22 protein-coding genes and 1 riboswitch are annotated in these 20,403 nt (G+C 40.3%); of the genes, 13 read left to right on the top strand and 9 right to left on the bottom strand.

Annotated elements, in window-relative coordinates; genetic code table 11:
* Position 1 precedes the first annotated feature (1 nt).
* The gene (gene lnt / locus WBW42_RS01200; RefSeq protein ID WP_014208253.1) at positions 2-1,561 is read right to left on the bottom strand and encodes an apolipoprotein N-acyltransferase; all 1,560 of its coding nucleotides are present in this window, start codon (positions 1,559-1,561) and stop codon (positions 2-4) included.
* Positions 1,558-2,397 carry a CorC family transporter gene (locus WBW42_RS01195; protein ID WP_002114976.1) on the bottom strand — a complete coding sequence of 280 codons (840 nt, stop codon included), beginning with the start codon at positions 2,395-2,397 and terminating at the stop codon, positions 1,558-1,560. Before WBW42_RS01195 ends, lnt begins: the two co-directional genes overlap by 4 nt.
* 184 nt (positions 2,398-2,581) lie before the next feature.
* Between WBW42_RS01195 and tusA the strand changes: the two genes are divergently transcribed.
* Both tusA and WBW42_RS01185 read left to right on the top strand, forming a co-directional pair.
* Positions 2,582-2,839 carry a sulfurtransferase TusA gene (gene tusA, locus WBW42_RS01190; protein ID WP_002053527.1) on the top strand — a complete coding sequence of 86 codons (258 nt, stop codon included), beginning with the start codon at positions 2,582-2,584 and terminating at the stop codon, positions 2,837-2,839.
* A gap of 132 nt (positions 2,840-2,971) precedes the next feature.
* Entirely contained in the window at positions 2,972-3,352 is a 381-nt protein-coding gene (locus WBW42_RS01185; RefSeq protein ID WP_032056275.1) for a hypothetical protein, read from the top strand.
* A 43-nt stretch (positions 3,353-3,395) separates the two neighbouring features.
* Here WBW42_RS01185 and WBW42_RS01180 read toward each other — a convergent pair whose 3' ends face one another.
* The gene (locus WBW42_RS01180; protein WP_005804177.1) at positions 3,396-5,108 is read right to left on the bottom strand and encodes an electron transfer flavoprotein-ubiquinone oxidoreductase; all 1,713 of its coding nucleotides are present in this window, start codon (positions 5,106-5,108) and stop codon (positions 3,396-3,398) included.
* Between the two features lie 187 nt (positions 5,109-5,295).
* Between WBW42_RS01180 and WBW42_RS01175 the strand changes: the two genes are divergently transcribed.
* From WBW42_RS01175 to WBW42_RS01155, 5 genes are all read left to right on the top strand, one after another.
* On the top strand, positions 5,296-5,907 hold the full coding sequence (locus tag WBW42_RS01175) for a DUF1285 domain-containing protein (RefSeq protein WP_002114653.1): 612 nt from the start codon (positions 5,296-5,298) through the stop codon (positions 5,905-5,907).
* Positions 5,908-5,953: 46 nt separating this feature from the next.
* Positions 5,954-6,820, top strand: a complete 867-nt coding sequence (gene murI, locus WBW42_RS01170) for a glutamate racemase (RefSeq protein WP_019768045.1) — start codon at positions 5,954-5,956, stop codon at positions 6,818-6,820.
* Positions 6,821-6,936: 116 nt separating this feature from the next.
* The gene (locus WBW42_RS01165) at positions 6,937-7,941 is read left to right on the top strand and encodes a DUF4062 domain-containing protein (protein ID WP_032056274.1); all 1,005 of its coding nucleotides are present in this window, start codon (positions 6,937-6,939) and stop codon (positions 7,939-7,941) included.
* A gap of 73 nt (positions 7,942-8,014) precedes the next feature.
* Positions 8,015-9,031, top strand: coding sequence for a ferrochelatase (hemH, locus tag WBW42_RS01160; protein WP_032056273.1), 1,017 nt, complete (start codon positions 8,015-8,017; stop codon positions 9,029-9,031).
* Positions 9,032-9,054: 23 nt separating this feature from the next.
* A complete protein-coding gene (locus tag WBW42_RS01155) occupies positions 9,055-9,699 on the top strand; it encodes an MBL fold metallo-hydrolase (protein WP_017385667.1) in 645 nt (214 codons plus the stop codon).
* Here the strand turns inward: WBW42_RS01155 and WBW42_RS01150 are convergent.
* Positions 9,696-9,890 carry a DNA gyrase inhibitor YacG gene (locus WBW42_RS01150; protein ID WP_002114956.1) on the bottom strand — a complete coding sequence of 65 codons (195 nt, stop codon included), beginning with the start codon at positions 9,888-9,890 and terminating at the stop codon, positions 9,696-9,698. The two genes, WBW42_RS01155 and WBW42_RS01150, sit on opposite strands and share 4 nt — an antisense overlap.
* Before the next feature lie 87 nt (positions 9,891-9,977).
* Here WBW42_RS01150 and WBW42_RS01145 point away from each other — a divergent pair, with 87 nt between their 5' ends.
* The 4 genes from WBW42_RS01145 to crcB all read left to right on the top strand — a co-directional run bounded on the left by WBW42_RS01145 (position 9,978) and on the right by crcB (position 12,917).
* Complete coding sequence (locus WBW42_RS01145; protein WP_078224410.1) at positions 9,978-10,616, top strand: class I SAM-dependent methyltransferase; 639 nt, start codon at positions 9,978-9,980, stop codon at positions 10,614-10,616.
* The gene (locus tag WBW42_RS01140; protein ID WP_032056272.1) at positions 10,606-11,811 is read left to right on the top strand and encodes a TIGR03862 family flavoprotein; all 1,206 of its coding nucleotides are present in this window, start codon (positions 10,606-10,608) and stop codon (positions 11,809-11,811) included. The genes WBW42_RS01145 and WBW42_RS01140 overlap by 11 nt, the downstream gene beginning before the upstream one ends.
* 78 nt (positions 11,812-11,889) lie before the next feature.
* Positions 11,890-12,300: a GFA family protein gene (locus WBW42_RS01135; RefSeq protein ID WP_032056271.1), complete on the top strand. Its 411-nt coding sequence runs from the start codon at positions 11,890-11,892 to the stop codon at positions 12,298-12,300.
* A gap of 45 nt (positions 12,301-12,345) precedes the next feature.
* Positions 12,346-12,412, top strand: a riboswitch (Fluoride riboswitch).
* Between the two features lie 124 nt (positions 12,413-12,536).
* The gene (gene crcB, locus WBW42_RS01130; RefSeq protein WP_032056270.1) at positions 12,537-12,917 is read left to right on the top strand and encodes a fluoride efflux transporter CrcB; all 381 of its coding nucleotides are present in this window, start codon (positions 12,537-12,539) and stop codon (positions 12,915-12,917) included.
* Between the two features lie 502 nt (positions 12,918-13,419).
* On the opposite strand, the gene WBW42_RS01125 is transcribed toward crcB, so the two are convergent.
* The 3 genes from WBW42_RS01125 to WBW42_RS01115 all read right to left on the bottom strand — a co-directional run bounded on the left by WBW42_RS01125 (position 13,420) and on the right by WBW42_RS01115 (position 15,658).
* Positions 13,420-13,752, bottom strand: a complete 333-nt coding sequence (locus WBW42_RS01125) for a HopJ type III effector protein (protein ID WP_032062893.1) — start codon at positions 13,750-13,752, stop codon at positions 13,420-13,422.
* A 251-nt stretch (positions 13,753-14,003) separates the two neighbouring features.
* Positions 14,004-14,258, bottom strand: a complete 255-nt coding sequence (locus WBW42_RS01120; RefSeq protein WP_002114896.1) for a type B 50S ribosomal protein L31 — start codon at positions 14,256-14,258, stop codon at positions 14,004-14,006.
* Positions 14,259-14,359: 101 nt separating this feature from the next.
* Entirely contained in the window at positions 14,360-15,658 is a 1,299-nt protein-coding gene (locus tag WBW42_RS01115) for an ABC1 kinase family protein (protein WP_002115159.1), read from the bottom strand.
* 256 nt (positions 15,659-15,914) lie between these two features.
* Here WBW42_RS01115 and WBW42_RS01110 point away from each other — a divergent pair, with 256 nt between their 5' ends.
* Entirely contained in the window at positions 15,915-17,162 is a 1,248-nt protein-coding gene (locus WBW42_RS01110; protein WP_002114788.1) for an SfnB family sulfur acquisition oxidoreductase, read from the top strand.
* Between the two features lie 32 nt (positions 17,163-17,194).
* On the top strand, positions 17,195-18,445 hold the full coding sequence (locus WBW42_RS01105) for an acyl-CoA dehydrogenase family protein (RefSeq protein ID WP_005301987.1): 1,251 nt from the start codon (positions 17,195-17,197) through the stop codon (positions 18,443-18,445).
* Between the two features lie 34 nt (positions 18,446-18,479).
* On the opposite strand, the gene abeM is transcribed toward WBW42_RS01105, so the two are convergent.
* Both abeM and WBW42_RS01095 read right to left on the bottom strand, forming a co-directional pair.
* Positions 18,480-19,826 (bottom strand): multidrug efflux MATE transporter AbeM, encoded by a 1,347-nt coding sequence (gene abeM / locus WBW42_RS01100; RefSeq protein WP_284105147.1) that lies wholly within the window; start codon positions 19,824-19,826, stop codon positions 18,480-18,482.
* A gap of 32 nt (positions 19,827-19,858) precedes the next feature.
* Entirely contained in the window at positions 19,859-20,320 is a 462-nt protein-coding gene (locus tag WBW42_RS01095; RefSeq protein ID WP_031946700.1) for a DMT family transporter, read from the bottom strand.
* Positions 20,321-20,403 lie beyond the last annotated feature (83 nt).

The following is a 20,403-nucleotide window of genomic DNA, read 5'->3' as shown; positions in this document are numbered from 1 at the left end:
ATTAGCGACGAGATTTAAAAGAAACGTCAACTTTACGTGGACGATAAACCCAACCTAAAATCAGCAGTAAGACCGCGAATCCTAAAATTGGATAATCACCTAAACGGTTATAAAGAGTTTGGCCTTGCATGGCAGGTAGATCACCTCTCAAGACAAACTCTTTATCGATTGGTGCTTGTTCAGTGATATGACCATTTTGATCAATAAATGCTGTTACACCTGTGTTGGTTGCACGAATAAACCAGCGGCCATTTTCTTTCGCGCGCATCTGCACCATTTGTAAATGTTGCCAAGGCCCAGCAGTGCCCGTAAACCAAGCATCATTCGATACAGTCACCAAAAAGTCGCTGTCTTCTGCATTACGCCTTGTCAGGTTCGGGTAAGCCACTTCATAACAAATTGCAGCAGCAAGTGCATGCCCTTTAATTAAAAGTGGTTTTTGGTCACTCTCACCACGTGTAAAACCGCTCATGCTAATATCATTTTGCATGGCTGGTAATACCCAAGAGAGTAAACCTGAAAGAGGGATGTATTCACCAAATGGAACAAGACGCTGCTTTTTATAGAGTCCACTTGAATCACTGCCAGAAGCCATAATACTGTTGTAATACAGCGGGCTACCAACTTGATGTGATTTTGCAACATCCCAGTAGGGAATTCCGGTTACCCATGCAGTATGGTTCTTTTTCGCTTGTGCATCCATTGCATCCAAAAACGGTTCAATGTCGGTTTGGAAGAGCGGAATTGAAGACTCAGGCCATACAATCAGATCACGGCCCCATTCAGATTGCGTCAAGCCAGCATAAATTTCTAATGTTCTAACTTGATATTCGGTTAGCCATTTTAAATCTTGTGGAATGTTACCTTGAATGAGTGAAACGCTAAGTGGTTTAGCAGCTTTAGGTTTTACAAACTGTATATACGATGCTCCCCATGCACCCAAAACCAATAGGGCAGAAGGGATAACCCAAAAAATACGTTTACGAAGAACTTCGACTAAGGCACATGCTAATACAATGACGACGAAGGAAATTGCATAAATACCAAATAGCGGTGCATAACCATCGAGTAAGCGTTCAGTAAAAGCGTAACCTACAAACAACCATGGGAAACCTGTAAATACCCAAGTTTTTGCCCATTCGAAAACAATCCAGAGCGGGGCAAAAGTAAGTGGTGTTTCAGGGAAGAATCGTCGGTAAACCCATGTCTGAAATGCTGTAAATAAACCCATGACAAGGGCCATAACAGCGATCATACATACGCTTAGAAATGCATTGGTATCGCCATATACATGGATGGAAGTATAGAGCCAGAAAGCGCCTACAAACCATAAGCCAAAGCCATAGCTCCAACCAATAGCAAAGGCTTGTTTAGCTGAGCGCTTATGTAATGTTGCATAGAGCAGGGCTGGGGATAAAATTGCCAACCACCACCAATAATAAGGTGCCAGTGAAAAACTGAACACGGCACCTGAAAATAAAGCAATGAGTAAAGGAAAAATTAAAGGAAGCTGTTTTTGTTGTTGCGAAGAATCTAACAGCTTTTCAAAGTATGCTCTCATTGACGTACAGCTCGAATCAGATGAATAGTGCGGGCATCTGCTTCAACAATTGTAAATAACCAATTTCCAAGCTCAACAGTTTGACCTTGTAAATCACTTACTAGACCAATCTCTTGAAGCAATAAACCGCCGACAGTTTCTACTTCATCGTCAGAAAAATCAGCATCTAAAACAGTATTGAAATGTTCGATTGGTGTAAGTGCTTGCACCATCCACGCATTTGCTACCGTATGGTCATTGTCAGGAACAATGTACTGAGCATCTTCATCGACCGTGTCGTGCTCATCTTCAATTTCGCCAACGATCTCTTCAAGAATATCTTCGAGCGTAACAAGACCTGCTGTTGAACCATATTCATCAATCACAATCGCAATGTGAGTCTGAGTATGTTTTAACATGCGTAGTACTTGATCGGAACGTGCACTTTCAGGAACAAATAACGGTTGGCGCATAAGAACTCGAATATCGACTTTGGTATTCGGTTCAGTTAGAAACGGCAACAAATCTTTTGCGAGCAAAATCCCGACAACATTGTCTGGCTGATCGGCAGAGAAGACTGGAAAGCGTGAGTGAGCAGACTCAACCAGTACATCAAGAATATCTAGTAATTGATCATCTTCTTGTAAACTGATCATTGCTGTTCGTGGCGTCATGACTTCACGAATTTTTGTAGCTGGAAGGTCAAGAACGCCTTCAAGCATAGCAACAGTATCTGGTTCTAAAAAGCGGCGTGAATTTTGGACTAATTTTAATAATTCATCACGGGTTTCTGGCGCTGTACCTAACCATTTTCGTAAGCCTCGCATTCCCCACGACGGACTTGGTTCCTCTTGCATGATCTTTCCTAAAGACTCAATGTATCAAATGAATACACAGATCATACCGAAGAAAAGATGCTTATGCATCTATAAAACAAGCTAAAAGACAAAACGTATATTGTTATGTAAAAGCCAGTTACAGTTAACAGCTCAGTAATTTGTTTATGCTAAAATGTGAAAATTCTATTTGTTCGAGTTTGTTATGTCAGAGCAACCCATTTCACCTACTGTACAACTCAATACGCGTGGTTTACGTTGTCCGGAACCTGTCATGATGTTGCATCAAGCCATCCGCAAATCTAAGTCTGGGGATGTGGTTGAAGTCTTCGCAACTGATAATTCGACCTCGTGGGATATTCCTAAGTTTTGTATGCATTTAGGCCATGAGTTGTTGTTGCAAGAAGAACGCTTAGATGAAAATGGTCATAAAGAATTTCATTATTTAGTGAAGAAAGGTTAATAGGATAATAAGGCTTCTAATAAAGACGATTAGAAGCCATGAATAATTTAACTTTAATTTGAAATGATAACTTTTTACAAATAAGAATCGTTATATAATTTATAAAATTAAGTATATAAATGACGTATAAAAATGAATGATTATTTTGTGAAACGAAGCTTATTAATCTGTCTTTGGTTTTTCACTATTGCTGGTTTATTACATTTAGAGATCTCTTGGTTATCTGAAACTGTTGCTATCATTATTATATGTATTCTCATCGTTTTAGGTTCTGTTCTCCTCGGTTATAGAAATACATCTTTTGCTCCTGAACCAAAGATAAAGATGAGTTTGATCTTGCATACAAGATTTCTCGGGCTGATGTTAATTCTTGATTTATTATTTGGTAAATCGGTTTGGTACTACGATTTAGCGCGAAACTTTGGTTTTCTTGGCTTATTTTTATTAGGCACATTTATTTTCTATAAAAAGAATTTTAATTTAAACGTAGAAAAAATACCGCCTTTTCAATAAGCGGATACTAATAAAAAAGCCCCGAATAATCGGGGCTTTTTTATTACATATTAGGGTAGTTTGGACCACCGCCGCCTTCAGGCGTTACCCATGTGATGTTTTGAGATGGGTCTTTAATATCACAGGTCTTACAGTGAACACAGTTCGCTGCGTTAATCTGGAAGCGTTTAGAACCATCATCATTTTCCATGATTTCGTAAACACCAGCAGGGCAATAGCGCTGTGCAGGCTCATCCCATTTCGGTAAGTTCACATTCACTGGAATTGAAGGATCAGTAAGCTTCAAGTGAGCTGGCTGGTTTTCTTCATGTACAGTGTTTGAGATAAATACTGAAGACAAACGGTCAAATGTAAGTTTGCCATCTGGTTTTGGATAGTTTGGCTTAAAGCTTGTTGCATCAACAGTTTTCAATGCAGCAAAGTCTTGCTTCAAGTCATGTAAAGTGAATGGCACTTTAAAGACATTCTGGTCGATAAAGTTAAATGCACCACCCATCCATTGGCCAAATTTATGCATCGCTGGGCCAAAGTTACGAGAGTTATAAAGCTCTTCTTTTAACCAGCTGTTGTTAAATTTGTCAGTGTATGAAGTCAATTCTTTAACGAATAAATCTTCGCCTTCAGTAACACGTGCAATCGCAAGATCACCGCCTTTTTCTACACCCGCAGCAATCGCTTCAAATACAGCTTCACCACATAACATGCCTGATTTCATGGCAGTGTGTGAGCCTTTGATTTTTGCAAAGTTTAAGAAACCTGCATCATCACCAATCAAGCAACCGCCCGGGAAAGTTAATTTAGGAAGAGAGTTGAAACCGCCTTTCACTACCGCACGTGCGCCGTAAGAAATACGTTTACCACCTTCTAAATACTGTTTAATCAGTGGGTGAGTTTTCCAGCGCTGCATTTCCATAAATGGATACATGTGTGGATTTTCATAAGACAAGTCCACAATCATGCCCAAAGTAACTTGGTTGTTTTCAGCGTGGTATAACCACCAGCCACCTGAAGAAGCTGTTTCTGCTAAAGGCCAACCTGCACCGTGCATGACTAAGCCCGGTTTATGTTTTGCTGGGTCAATTTCCCAAAGCTCTTTAATCCCGATACCGTAGTGCTGAGGATCAGCATCTTTATCAAGATTGTATTTCGCAATTAGGCGTTTACCTAAGTGACCACGGCAACCTTCAGCGAAGAGGGTATATTTAGCGTGAAGCTCATAACCGGGAGTAAAGTTATGCGTTGGTTCGCCGTCTTTACCAATACCCATGTCACCAGTTTGAATACCTTTTACAGTACCATCTTCATGATAAAGCACTTCAGATGCAGCAAAGCCAGGGAAGATAGAAACTTCTAACTCTTCAGCTTTTTGACCTAACCAGCGAACCACATTACCTAAAGAGATCACATAGTTACCGTCGTTGTGCATGGTTTTAGGAACCATCCAATGAGGAACTTCTTTAGAAGTGGTGTCTGAAAGTAAGAAGAATGTTTTGTCTTCAGTTACAGGGACATTAAGAGGCGCGCCTTCATCTTTCCAGTTCGGGAAAAGTTCATTGATGGCACGTGGCTCAAGCACAGCACCAGACAAGATATGCGCACCTACTTCAGAGCCTTTTTCAACTACACAAACAGAAAGATCGGGTAAGTTTTTTTCAATCGCTAATTGACGGATCTTAATCGCAGCAGATAGACCTGCAGGTCCTGCACCTACGATGACAACGTCAAACTCCATCGATTCACGTTCGATGTGTTCCATGTAGGACTCCTCAATACTTAAAGGTGGCAACCGTCATATTCAGATAATTCGGTGCTGCCGTGAGTGTTTTAATCCATAGGCGCAAATATGCTATTGTGCCTTTTATCGTTTGGGCTAGTATAGTTTTAAACCATGATCTAGCCAATTGGCTGAGTCGTAACATTTTTTCGTCAGCAAGGCATAAACTATGGTAAATCAAAATAATTCACCATCGGATATGGGAAAAATACCGTTATCTGATGATAAAAACTTAATGAACATTGCACAATACTTAAAAGGTGTACAGCAAAGTCACAAAAGGTCAATTCCACCTTTAGAGCAGTGGCATCCAAAGCATTGCGGCAAAATGGATTTGACAGTGAAATCCAATGGAGAATGGTGGCACGAAGGTCAATTAATCAAGCGCCAAGCTCTATTAGATCTGTTTACCAAAGTCCTATGGAAAGAAGAAGGCAAATTCTACCTGAAAACCCCTGTAGAACAAATTGAAATCGAAGTTGAAGATGAACCTTTATTAGTCAATCAGGCAGATCAGGTCGAAATTTCAGGTGAGCAATTTTTACAACTGACCACCACTAACCAAGATGTAATTTTGGTTGATGCAGAACATCCTATTTTTATGCGTGAATATGCAGGAGAGTTGCGTCCTTATGTGCATGTCCGTTTTGGAATTAATGCGCTGATTCAACGTCAGGCTTTCTATCATTTGGTGAACTATGGAACACTAATTGAAAACGATAAAGGTGAAACCATTTTAGAGCTAAAAAGTGGTAATTTGCTCTTGCAATTAGGCACTTGAGGTTTAAGCTTTAGGGAGTGAAATTTTCTGACACTTCAGTACAGCTATGACCGCCATACAACCTTTATTTTCCGAGCTAGAACCTATGCCTAAAGCATCAGCAGATGCCCCAATTGGTATTTTTGATTCGGGAATTGGAGGGATGTCAGTTGCAGCAGAAATTGCTAAATATTTACCCAATGAGCGTATTGTGTATTATGCAGATACAGCCTACGTTCCTTATGGACCACGCTCGGATGAAGAAATCAGAGAACTCACGGCTCGAGCAGTCGATTGGCTATATCGTCAAGGCTGTAAAATTGCAGTCGTAGCTTGCAATACGGCTTCCGCATTTAGCCTTGATCATTTGCGTGAGCATTATGGTGAACACTTTCCAATTGTTGGATTGGTTCCAGCATTAAAACCTGCTGTATTACAGACTCGTTCTAAAGTGGTTGCTGTCTTGGCAACGCCTGCTACTTTTCGCGGCCAGCTTATTAAAGATGTAGTCGAGAAGTTTGCTGTTCCAGCTGGTGTTAAAGTGATGACTTTAACTAACCTTGAACTCGTTCCTTGTGTCGAGGCAGGTCAGCAAATGGGTGAGGCATGTTTAAAGGCATTAAAAGAAGTTTTACAGCCCGCCGCTGAGCAAGGTGCCGACTATTTAGTGCTCGGTTGCACGCATTATCCTTTCTTAAATCAAGCAATTCATCATCTTTTTGATAACCAATTCACACTGGTTGATTCTGGATTGGCAGTTGCCCGACAAACAGCCCGTATTTTAATAAAAAATGAGTTATTATGTGACCAAATAGGTCAGAATGTTGCACGTATTGAATGTTATGTCAGCGGTAATAATGCTGAGGCACTGCAACCTGTTTTACAACATTTGATTCCACAAGAGTTAACTTGGACACTTCATAATCTGAACTGATCTTTTAGCATCATTTAGAAACTAGTGTTTTTTAGATTTATTATTTTATTTGGGGCGGTTCATGATCTTGGCTGATATTAAGTCACGGACAGATCATGGGGCGAAAGGGTATTGTTATGCTCGATACACGCTATCAGATTTTTATTTCAACATCCGGCCGCGATATGCAGCCAGAGCGGATGGTTCTGTCTCAAACCTTGGTAGGGATGGGTTTCTTTGCTTGGGGATTAGAACAACGAACACCCCTAACCACTACGCTTGCACGTCGACAAATTGATGAATGTGATTATGTAATCCTACTTTTAGGCAGCCAGTATGGAGAGCAGTCGATTTCTGGTGTGAGTTATTTATCTTTAGAGTATGAATATGCGTTAAGTCAGGCTAAACCTATTATTGTGTTCATGCATGAGCAGCCCGAAAGTCGTGAAATACGTTTACAAGAAACACATCCACAGCTTAAAGATAAATTTCTCGCATTTAGAAAAAAGTTACTACTTGATGCGAATCATATTTTTTACTTTAAAACTCCCCGTGAACTAGAGCTGGCTGTCCGTTTAAATATGCCTTTAATGGTTGAACAGCATATAGGACAAGGTTGGGTTCCTGCTCATCAGGCTCATCACTTAGAAGATGAAATTAAGTTATTAAAAAGTAAAATTTTACAGTTAGAACAACAATTAGCAGAATCATCAGCTCAAGTAAACGAAGTTGCTCCCCAAGACGTTTTTGCATTTGAATATCAAATTCAAGCATTTCAGGATGGGAATTTTAAAGAGCTTAAACGACAACGACAAATGACTTGGTCGCAGTTGTTAAGCATATTGGCAAAGCAGTTTGAAACAGCGACACCAGAAGAGAATTTTGGGACATGTTTAAATGAATATTTGAATCAGGCTGGCCTAGAAGATGCTCGTCAGGAGTTACCTCGTGCTCATGCTGTCGCCTGCGCTCAGATTAACCATAAAGCATTGTTTCGGATAAAAAAGCAAATGCAGTCACAGGGCTGGATTGTTCCAACTCAGACTGAACAATCCTATAGCTTATGGAAAGTCACAGCTAAAGCTCAAAAGTTATTACTTAGCTATAAATGGAATCATCGGGGCATTCGATTAAAAGCTTAGAGCGATTCAATTTATATATGACAATAAAAGCTGTTACATTAGTGACATAAGATGAATTGAAAGGCATTTACACATGTCGTTTGAACAAAAACCGAAAGTCACAGTCATTTTAGCGAATTTAGGTACACCGGATGAGGCCACTGTTCCTGCGGTACGCCGTTTTCTAAAGCAGTTTTTATCTGATACACGCGTGATTGAAATACCGAAATTCATTTGGTGGATTATTTTAAATCTGTTTGTTTTACCTTTTCGCCCAAAAAGGGTAGCACATGCCTATGCTTCGGTATGGTCAAAAGATTCGCCCATGCGTGAAATTGTGTTTGAGCAAACTCAACGTATTCAGGCTTATTTGCAGCGAGAAAATAATCAGTTTGATTTAACCGTGATACCGGCGATGACCTATGGTAATCCAGGCATTGATGCAGTTTTAGAAAAACTGGCAGCTAACCCGCAAGAGCATGTCATTCTATTGCCTTTATTTCCTCAATATTCAGCCACTTCTACAGCACCGCTATACGATGCATTTGCCAAGTGGATTCCAGCCCAGCGAAACTTGCCAGGTCTAACAATTATCAAAGACTACTATCAGCATCCAATGTTTATTCAGGCATTGGCAGAAAGTGTTTTAGCTTATCAAGAGCAACATGGTAAGCCTGAAAAACTGTTGATGTCATTTCATGGTATTCCACAGCCTTATGCAGACAAAGGCGACCCGTATGCAGACCGTTGTCGCATCACAGCAAAGTTAGTCGCTGAAGCTTTGCATTTGAAAGATGATGAATGGGCGATTAGCTTTCAGTCACGTTTTGGAAAACAAGAGTGGGTTAAACCTTATACAGATCAGCTTTTACAAGATTGGGCGAAGCAAGGTGTTAAGTCAGTACAGGTATTAAGCCCAGCTTTTTCTGCTGATTGCTTGGAAACACTTGAAGAGTTAGCCATTCAAAATGCAGAGTTGTTTCAAGAGGCGGGTGGTGGTAGCTATGCTTATATTCCTGCTTTAAATAGCGATCAAGCTCATATTGATTTGCTTGCAGGGTTAGTTCAGGCTAATCTTGATGCCCTTACTTATACCTTAGCCCACCGTTAATTGCGTTTTAGCCAGAGGTTCTTATGCTGCAAGTCAAAATTGTTCCAGTTACTGCATTTGCCCAAAATTGTTCTCTTGTTTGGGACAGTGAAACCAAAGAAGCAGTTTTGATTGATGCGGGTGGTGACGCTTCGGTTTTGAAAAAAGAAGTAGAAGCCTTAGGTTTAAAAGTGAAAGCTCTTTGGCTCACTCATGGGCATTTAGACCATGCTGGAGCGGTGGGTGAACTTGCCAAAGAATGGAGCGTTCCAGTTATTGGTCCCCATAAAGAAGATCAGTTCTGGCTAGATATGATTCAGGAAGTTTCAGCACGTTATGGCTTTCCAATTCCACAGCCTGTTAAAGTCGATCAATGGCTTGAAGGCGGTGAAGTGCTAAAACTGGGTGAAGATGAGTTTGAGGTGCGTTTTGCGCCGGGTCATACACCCGGACATGTTATTTTCTATAATAAAAATCATGGCTTGCTTTGGACTGGTGATGTCTTGTTTAAAGGTTCGATTGGAAGAACAGATTTCCCGCGTGGTAATCACGATCAGTTGATTGAATCGATTAAACGTGAATGTTTTAGTCTGCCAGATGATACTCAATTTATTTCTGGACATGGTCCGATGAGTACCATTGGCTATGAGAAACAATTTAACCCTTTTGTTGCAGGTAAAGCGGGTTAATCCTCGTAATCATCTTCATTTTGACTACCCTTGTTATGCTGAGGCGCATCTTGGGTAGGCAGTCTATACTCATCATTTGCCCACGCACCTAAATCAATTAATTTACAGCGTTCAGAGCAAAATGGACGAAATTCGTTACCTTCCCAAACACTTGGTTCACCACAACGTGGGCAGGGAAATGTACGTGGCATAAAGCGATATCCTCAAAGTGAAGAGAAATAGATTAGGCAAAAGTCAGGTGACTTGTTAGACTTATGCCGATTTTTATTTAGTTTGATGTGATTATGCAGATTCGTCAATTTCAAGCACAACGTATGCAAGCGCCTCGCGATTTTACCCCAATTGAAAATACCCCGATTTGTGTAGAAATTGGAGCGGGCAAGGGTAAACATGCTTTGCTTTTTAGCGGGCAACAGCCGCAGCACACATTGTATGCAATTGAACGAACCCGAGAAAAATTCTTGGCAATGCAAAAACAGCATGGTCTGGAACCAAGAGATAATTTAATCCCTGTGCATGCAGATGCTTTGCCGTGGGTGGTACATGCCCTACATCCTGCTCAAGTTGAACATTTCTTTATTCTCTATCCAAACCCAGAACCCCATAATCCAGCACAGCGCTGGTTGAATATGCCATTTTTTGAGTTCTTAATCTCTCGTCTGCAAACAGGTGGAACCATTACTTTGGCAAGTAATATTCCTGAATATATTGAAGAAGCTGAACAACAATTAATTAATGTCTGGAAGCTGCCTTACCAAAAAGAAAAAATTGCTCAAACATCTGCACGTACTCATTTTGAAATTAAGTATTTAGAACGTGGAGAACTTTGCCAACAGCTTGTGATCACTAAACCTGAAGGTTACAGCACACGTTTTGATGAGTTTGCCCCATTACAAGGTCAAGTGCATGGCGAATAAGCGGGTTGCCATTATTGGTGCGGGTCCGGCTGGTTTAATGGCAGCTGAGGTGTTGAGCCAATATGCTTATGATATTGATGTATACGAGCAAAAACCTTCAGCTGCACGTAAGTTTCTGATGGCAGGGAAAACGGGGTTAAACATCTCGCATGCCGAACCTTTAGCGCAGTTTATTGAGCGCTATGACCATGCAGAATGGCTCAAACCGTGGGTTGAAAAGTGGGATGCAGTCTGGATTCAAAGCTGGATGAAAAATCTGGGAATTGAATCTTACGTTGGTACTTCAGGCCGTATTTTTCCTGTCGAAATGAAAGCGGCACCTTTACTGCGTGCTTGGCTAAAACGTTTGGCAGAACAGCAGGTTAAATTCTTTTATCGTCATCGTTGTATTAATTTGCAAGGCACAACGGTAACTTTAGAAAACCAAAATAATCAAAGCACTGAAACCTTTACCCAGCAATACGATGCAGTAGTATTGGCTTGTGGTGCTGTGTCTTGGTCACAATTAGGTAGTGATGGTGCTTGGCAGCAATGGATGGATCAATCCAATATTGAAGCTTTTCAAGCGAGTAATGCAGGAGTATTGCACGCTTGGTCAGTTTTTATGGAAAGCTGTTTTGGTGAACCTTTAAAACGTATCAATGCGTGGGTTGAACCCAGCCAAGTTACTCATGGTGATATTGTGATTACTCACTATGGGTTAGAAAGTGGTGTTATTTATAAACTTGGACGTGCTTTACGAGAGCAACAAAAACAAGGGCAAAGCTTAAATTTATTTTTAGATTTATTGCCTGATGTAGAACTTTCACAGTTAATTAAAAAATTGCAGGCTAGCAAAAAACAATCGCTCACCAATATCTGGCGTAAAGCAGGCTTAGACACAGCTAAAATTAACTTAATCAGAGAAGTGGTCGATAAAGCACTATGGAACCAACCAGAGGCTATGGCTCAGCAGATCAAAGCGCTTCAAATTAAGCTAGAGGGGTTTAGGCCTATTGAAGAGGCGATTAGTTGTGCTGGTGGTATTAAGCAAAAAGCATTAACTGAGAATTTGAGCCTTAAACAAATCTCAGGTGTGTTTTGTTGTGGTGAAATGCTGGATTGGGATGCTCCTACAGGTGGATATTTACTTACAGCATGCTTTGCTACAGGGCGAGCGGCTGGTGAAGGTGTGCATTCTTTTTTAGAAAAATAACAGGATAATTTGGTGCTATGTTTGATATGTGAAAAGTGTTATTTTTGAGCGATCAATAATAATAGGATTTACGAGAATATGTCTCAAGCATCACCAGTTTATCAAGGAAGTTGTTTATGTCAGGGTATTCGCTATGAAATTAAGGGCGATATCGGAGATATTATTCAATGTCACTGTCAACGCTGCCGAAAAGCCAATGGAACAGCATTTGCCACCAATGCTCCTATCAACAGTGCAGATTTTAAAATTACACAAGGTGAAAACCTTGTCAAAAAATTTGCTGTGAACGGTGTGTACCGCTGGTTTTGTAGCGAATGTGGTTCACCTTTGATTAGTTCTCGTGATGCGCAGCCTGAATTATATCGCTTAAGAATTGGCACACTTGATACACCATTAGACCAAAAACCGACTATGCATATTTTTGCTGCTTCTAAGGCAGAATGGGAAAGTATTTGTGACGATTTACCACAATTTGCTGAACGCCCATGATTTTAAAAAGTATGTTTAAATCAAATTCAAGATGATCTAATATACTTAAAACAGGGAGATGGCATTCCTCCCTTGAAAAACCGCCATATTGGCTAATGATGCCTACGTTACCCTCATGTATTTATATCGCTGGGTACGTAGGTTATTGCGTACTCTGCTTATTCTTGGAGTACGCTGTGTCATATTTCCCTTCATTATTTTTTGCTCTTTTAGCGTCTATCTAAAGGGGTGGTCCTATGTATTACTCTCTACTTTCAATTGCTTTAGGCTCAGTTCTAGGGGCGTGGTTGCGTTGGTTTTTAGGTTTAAAACTCAACCCGATTTACCCGCAGATTCCACTGGGTACTGTCACTGTTAATTTGGTCGGTGGTTTTATTATTGGTTTTGCAATTGCCTATTTTGCTCAAAGTGATTTAAGTCCGAACTATAAGCTTTTTGTGATTACTGGTTTTTGTGGTGCTTTAACCACATTTTCAACGTTCTCGATTGAAATCGTCACTTTATTACAAAGTGGTAAGTTAGGAATGGCGATGTTGGGGATCTCCATTCATTTAATTGGATCGTTAATTTTTACGTGTTTGGGGTTGGCGGCTTATCATTGGGTAGCGGGGCATTGAGTTTTTATATTTAAGAATTGACCATGATTTCAAGTTGTGAGAGCTCATCGAAGTTGAGTGTTGGGTAGAATTTTCACGACGGAGTCTTATCGTTGAGTTATCTAATGGAAGCAGCTAATTAAGTTACTTTGGTTGTGCCCAAAGTAACCAAAGGCATCTGTCATTCGCAGAACCTGTTCACTGAATCCATTTATCTTATGCTTTGCAAAAACGATCTTTTATTGACACCACGCAGGCTGCGAATGACGTTATCGCGTATCGAATGTAAGAGGCTAATAAAATAATTATGAAAAATAAGGCATTTACTATCGTGACAGACGGCATGGATGCCGTCGTTTCGCTGTGCTACATGGACTTAGCATCAGCGTAACAAAGGATTTTTGTTACTTTTCATCCTTGAAAAGTAAGCTTAGCCTATACAATCCATCATTTGGATATCACTTCCATTTAAGGCAATGCTCATAATAAAAATTAAGTCGTTTCTATTATTTATTTAAATCTATTACTTTTCAGTTAAAGCTTGACCTTCAAACTTCACACCATCCCAACCATTTTGCATAAACTGACGAATATTTTGATGATCAGTTCCTTCTGGTGTAGCCAATACAGATGCGTAGTGTTCTGCAAATAAACTTAAAGTTTGTGCTTGGTCTAACCCTTGTAACTTGGCAAAAGAGAAAACTTTTGCACTGCCTTGATTTTCAGTAGCAGCGTTTTGCTGTGCACCATTTTGAAAAGCTGTTGGAGTATGTTGGTAACGTGCTTCAATATGAGCTAAAACGTCTGAAAATTTTGCTGTGTCTGCTTGTAATTGGGCAAGTAACTCTTGTGCCATTATCTTAAACTTCCTAACAAATGAGGGCTTAAGCATAGCATCGAATAGGCGCTTTGGAAGCTTGGCAATTATAAAAATTGAGGGGTTATTGAAAAAAAACAGAAGAGTTTTTAGACAACTTGTGGATAAGTTTTCTTTTATACACAGTTTAGAAATGATGAAAAAATACACATAAAAAAAGAAGCCTAAGTGGAGGAGATAGTCTTAGGCTTCCAATGTTTTAAGTGTATTGGTCAAATCTTAACGCAAGATTAACTCTTACGATTAAAGCGAGCGAAACGTTTATTGAAGCTTGCTACACGGCCTTCGTTACTTGCTTGACGTACTTCACCTGTGTAGAAAGGGTGTGAGGCACTTGAAATATCAAGAGTGACATAAGGGTAGACTTTCCCTTGATATTCTTTGGTTTGTTTAGACTGAAGAGTACTACCAATTAAGAAGTACACGTCTGCATTGGTGTCATGAAATAACACTTGTTGATAAGCAGGATGAATATCTTTACGCATGAGAGATTGTCCTAAATTATTTTTGAATAAAGAAATGTTATAACATAACAATTAAAAAGTCAATGTACCCCATAAAGGGCTACATTGATCAGTAAATTAAGTTAGTTAGAAGGCGGTACAAGCTCTTCAAATAGATCGTTTAGATTGTCATGAACTTTTAAGTGAATCAGGTTCCAGTAATGCCCTGAAATGGTTCTGTTGACCATTAAAGTATCTGGTGATGGTTTAAAGACATCCCAATACTTCAAAGATTTTTTCACAAGTAACATGCCATCATGATGTGATGAGTTCTCTGCAAAATTATAAGTGGTGGTAAGCGGACGTAACAATACTTCAATCCAGAGTTTATATAGATCACTCGGGAATTTGCCTTTTTCAGCAAGTGAATGTAGTTCAAATAATTCTGTTTCGATCAAATCGATATTTTCATGGCGAGCTGCATTTACTAAGCGTTTAAAGTGCTGCACGATTTCATTTGAAAGCGTTTTAACACTGCCATAGTCATAAATAATGACACTGCCATCTTGGCGGAAAGCAAAGTTACCCGGATGAGGGTCACAGTGAAAACGTTTTAAAAAGAACATTTCCTGACCTAAAGCACGAATCAAGCGGCGTCCAATGGTATTTCGAATTTCGATAGGCCAAGCGCTGGCAGTTTCAATGCTGTCACCTTGTTCGAGACTCAAGGTTAAAATACGTCTTGAAGAGTAATCTTTATAAACAGTCGGGATGATAATTTTGTCATCTAATTGGCTATGAAATGTTTTGAAAACTTCAAGGTTTTGAGCCTCGATTTCATAGTTAAGCTCTGCTGACAGACTATCTTGAATCTCTGCAAAAAGCTGATCTTGTAGCTTTTTATCAATTTTAAGCACACCCATTAAACGAAGTGCCAAACGTACTTGTTTTAAGTCACTTTCACAGGCTTCATCAACACCCGGATATTGCACTTTAACAACAACTTGCTCGCCACTTGGCAAGACAGCTTTGTGAACTTGTCCAATTGAAGCAGCTGCAAAAGGTTCTTGATCAAAAGATTTAAAGGCAACATTCAGCGGCTTTCCAAGCTCACGTTCAACTTGTTGTTGAATAGCAGCAAAGGGCATAGGTGGAGCTTGGCGCTGTAACTTAGAAATTGCTTTAGCGACCTCGGGTGGGAAAATATCTTTATATTGTGATGCAATTTGGCCGACCTTCATGACGGCACCTTTCATTTCGCCTAAGGTGTCGGCAATTTGCAAACCAATATCCTGAAATAACTTGGTTTTTGAAGCCAGCTTTTGTTCTTCATCTGCGGTCAAGTTTCGAATCGAGTTAGAAACGGTTTTCGTTGCAATGCTCGCGGTCATTCCTGCAAGTTTCATAAATCGTTTGCCGGGTGAACTTGCATTCTTTGCCATATCTTCGATACCTCATTGACTACAACATAATATTGCCTAGTTTTGATCATAGGTGACAAAGCTTAAAAAGCCTATATGAAATTGTTTATCTCATGTAAGAAATTTTTCGAAAAACAAAATGTTATTTTTATAGTAAAAAATATGAAAAGCTTGTGAAAATCCATTTCATAAACAAAGCTTTAATATCTATAAAGTGCCTGTTTTTTTGGTGGTAATGTGAATGACAGGTTAAATAAAAATAGAGATAACAAAAGTTATGACAAGTTTAAGTTCGGCCCATGGGCGGTCTCAGGCGGTTCCTTTATCTGTGTTTGAGCAGTCAAAAGATGCGCATATTATTCGTTCTGATGAAGAGGCAATTGAGCTTGCCAAACAACTTGCTCAAGAGTTTGCACAAGAAGCATCTGAGCGAGACAAAGAGCGCCGTTTACCTCTAAACGAAATTCAACAGTTCTCACAAAGTGGCTTATGGGCTATTACGGTTCCCAAGCAATTTGGTGGTGCCCAAGTTAAATATCGAACCTTGGCTGAGGTCATCAAAACAATTGCGAGTGTTGACCCATCTCTTGCACAGCTTCCTCAAAATCACTTGGCTTTTATTGAACATTTACGCCTTGATGCAGGCCCAGAACAACAACAATTTTTCTTTAACTTAGTGTTGAGAGGGATTCGTTTTGGCAATGCCTTTTCAGAAAAACATAGCAAAACGGTGGCTGACCTCACTACCACATTACGAAAGACCGAGCACGGTTATGAAATTAATGGCAAGAAGTTTTTTGCAACAGGTGCATTGCTTGCGCATTGGGTTCCTATTGTCGCTGTAAATGAAGAGGGGCAACCTTATGCGGCGCTAGTTCCTCGGGAAACTTCAGGGGTGAATATTATTAATGACTGGTCTGGTTTCGGGCAAAGAACCACGGCCAGTGGAACCGTTGAACTTAATCAAGTTCCAGTACGTGAAGAATATCTAATTCCGATTTATCAGGCTTTTGAGCGTCCTACCCCAGCAGGTGCAATTTCACAATTTATTCAAGCTGCTGTTGATGCTGGTATTGCACGTGGCGCAATTGAAGAAACAATTCACTATGTCAAAAATCATAGTCGTGCATGGGTCGATTCAGGTTTGGAAAAAGCGAGTGATGATCCCTATACGATTGCAAACATTGGTGATTTAAAAATAAAACTTCGTGCGGCAGAAGCGGTATTAGATTTAGCAGGAGATGCGATTGATCAAGCGATTGCCGACACGACAGAAGAGCATGTAAACCAAGCCACATTACTGGTTGCTGAAGCAAAAGTACTCACTACAGAAGTTGCGATTTTAGCAGCGAATAAGCTTTTTGAGTTGTCTGGAACACGGTCAACCTTGTCTGAGCTTAATCTGGACCGCCATTGGCGTAATGCGCGTACTCATACCTTGCATGATCCAGTGCGTTGGAAATATCACATTGTCGGTAATTACTACCTCAATGGCATCCATCCACCTCGTCATGCATGGAGCTAAAGTGAAGAAAAAATAAGATTAGGAGAATAAAGATGACGATTACCCAAATTGAATTAGAAGAACTATCTGTAGGCGCCGATTATGAAAAGGTCGCAAGTAGATTTCGCCCTGTTTTTGAAAAAATTGCCCAAGGTGCAATTCAGCGAGAAAAAGAACGAATCTTGCCTTTTGAACCGATTCAGTGGTTAAAAGAACTCAAGTTAGGTGCGGTACGTGTTCCGGTTAAATATGGTGGAGATGGGGTGTCATTACCGCAACTTTTCCAGCTTTTAGCAGAGTTAGCACAAGCAGACTCGAATATTGTGCAAGCTTTGCGTGGACACTTCGCTTTTGTTGAAGACCGCTTAGTTGCCCATAAAGAGCACTCACAAGAGGTTTGGTTTCAGCGTTTTGTGCAAGGTGATTTAGTCGGGAATGCATGGACCGAAGTTGGAAATGTACAGATTGGTGATGTCGTTACACGAGTAACCAAAGATGCTTCGGGTAACTTGGTGGTGAATGGTGAAAAGTACTATTCAACAGGAAGTATTTTTGCTGACTGGATCGATTTATTTGCTTACGATGAAGTGAATGACCGTCATGTGATTGCTGCTATTTATCGCCATGAAACTGGGGTAAGTGTTATTGATGATTGGGATGGCTTTGGTCAAAAGACAACGGGCAGTGGTACTTTAAAAGTACATCAGGTTCATTTACCAGCTTCGCACCTTATTCCATTTGATCAGCGTTTTAAATATCAGACCGCTTTTTATCAGGTTGTCCACCTTGCAACCCTAACAGGGATTGCGCATGCCGCGGTCGAAACTTTTAGCCAAGAAATACGTGAGCGAAAACGTATTTTTAGTCATGGTAATGGCGACCTTGTCCGTCACGATCCACAAGTTTTACAGGTGGTGGGTAAAGCCTCTGCTCAAGCTTATGGAAGTCTAGCAATTACGATTAAAACAGCTGAAGCATTGCAGAAGGCTTATGAAAGTCACTTTAGTGAGTTAGAGGTAAAAGAACATCAGTTTAACGTAGATGCAGAGCTTGAGTCGGCGCAAGGACAGGTGGTGATTTCTAATTTGGTACTCGATTTAACCAGCCAATTATTTAATGCTTTAGGCGCGTCAGCAAGTAGTCAAGTGAAACAACTCGACCGTTTCTGGCGTAATGCACGAACGGTCTCTTCACATAATCCACTCATCTATAAAGAAAAGGTGATTGGAGATTGGGAAGTTAACCGTACAGATTTACCTTTTGTCTGGCAAATTGGAGCAAGCCCGCGGGCAAAGTCTGCATAAAATAAAAAGAGCCGATGAATAATCGGCTTTTTTATTAGGTTTTGCTTAAACGTTTGGTATTTAAATAAAGCCTTGAAAGTAATAAAACACAAGCAATGCTTAAACCAATAATCAAGCCTAGCCAAACACCAGCTACGCCCCAATGGGTATAACGTGCTAAATAGAGTCCGATAGGGAACGCAATCACCCAATACGCCATGAGTGTAATCCACATCGGTGCTTGAGTATCTTGCATACCTCTTAAACAGCCTGCGGCACTCACTTGCAATGCATCCATCAACTGATAACCCATTGCAAACCAGAGTAAATACATGGCAACAGGAACCACATCTATATCTTGAGTATAAACCGAGACAATTTGTTCACGGCCTAAGGTAATAAAAGACATGGTCAATAAGGCAAAAAATATTGCTGTGCTCAGACCAATTTTTTGTACTTGGTACATCGAAGCCCAGTTCTTTTCACCATAATAGGTTCCCACACGAATGGTCAGGGCAATCGCAAGTGAAAGCGGGATCATAAACAGCACAGAGGTAACTGAAATTGCAACTTGATGCGCTGCAATAAAGACTTCACCTAGTGGGCTAAGTACCAATGCACCTGTACTAAAAATACTGACTTCAAAGAACACGGCTAAACCGATTGGTAAGCCAAGCTGTAAAATTCTTTTAACCCAAGTCAGGTTAATTTTATCGAATCTGCTAAAAATAGACGTGTTACGGTAAGCCGAAGCTTTATAAATATAGCCAGCTAAAGTAATTAGCATGAGCCACTGTAAAATGGAGGTTGCAAAACCACAGCCTGCGCTACCTAATGCAGGTATTGGCCCTAATCCATGCATAAAAATCATATTAAGAGGAATCAAAACCACTAAGGCCAGTAAGCTAATGACCGTTACAGGACGTGGATGGCCTAAAGCCTCAGAATAACCGCGTAGGGCTGCGTACATGGTCACAGCTGGCATGCCTAAACCAATCGCATGTAAAAATAATCTTGCTTTAGGCTGTAAGCTTTCTGGTACGCCAAACACATGTAAGAAAAACGGCATAAGCTGCAAAATGAGCATAGCCATTACACCTAAAATGATGGCGACCCATAAGGATTGACGGACAATGACAGGAATTTGTTCTGTATTTCTTGCGCCCTTTGCTTCAGCGACCAAAGGTGTAGTTGCAATCATAATGCCACTGAACAGGAGCATGACTGGGATCCATAAGCCCACACCTACCGCAATTGCTGCTAAATCGGTTGCAGATAAATGCCCAGCCATAATAGTGTCAATTAACCCAAATCCCGCTTGAGCAAACTGGGTAATTAAAATCGGTAGCATTAAGTGGAAGAGTTGTTTTAATTCAGACCGAAAAGATGTGACATTCGACACAAAAGGTACTCTTTTTAAATATAAAAATGAAGCTAACGTTGCAAAGTGAGTAACACACCGACAAAGATGATCACGCCACCAAGAAACCGTTGCCATGTAACAGGTGTCTTTTCTGTACCTAACCAGCCAAAATGGTCAAGCAACATTGAAATGAGCAATTGCCCAAAAACGACTAGCCCTGTAAAGGTTAAAAAACCAAGTTTAGGTGCAGTATAAATGCTCATGCTAATTGCATAAACCCCAAGGAATCCTCCTGTCCAAAGAAGCCATGGAATATTTGTTATTTCACTTAAAGAGGGCTTTTCGGCACTTTGGAAAAAAACCATAACGGCTAAAACAATAGTACCTATGAAAAATGATAATAAAGCTGCCTGCAACGGTGAGTGTAGTTGCTCGCGCAGTTGAGCATTGATTGCAGTTTGAAAAGCCATGGCAACACCGATTCCCATAGCTAGAGGTAAGATCAGGAAAAGTTGACTAGAGAATTTCATCATTTTTATCAATATTTAAGTATGTTTAAAAACAGTCTAAAGCAATTAAGGTATGTTTTCATAAGCCCATTGATGCAGTCATGTTA

It is taken from the genome of Acinetobacter sp. LT1 (assembly GCF_059800965.1).
Note: the sequence above shows the minus strand (reverse complement) of the source record. Positions and strands in the feature narration are given on the sequence as shown.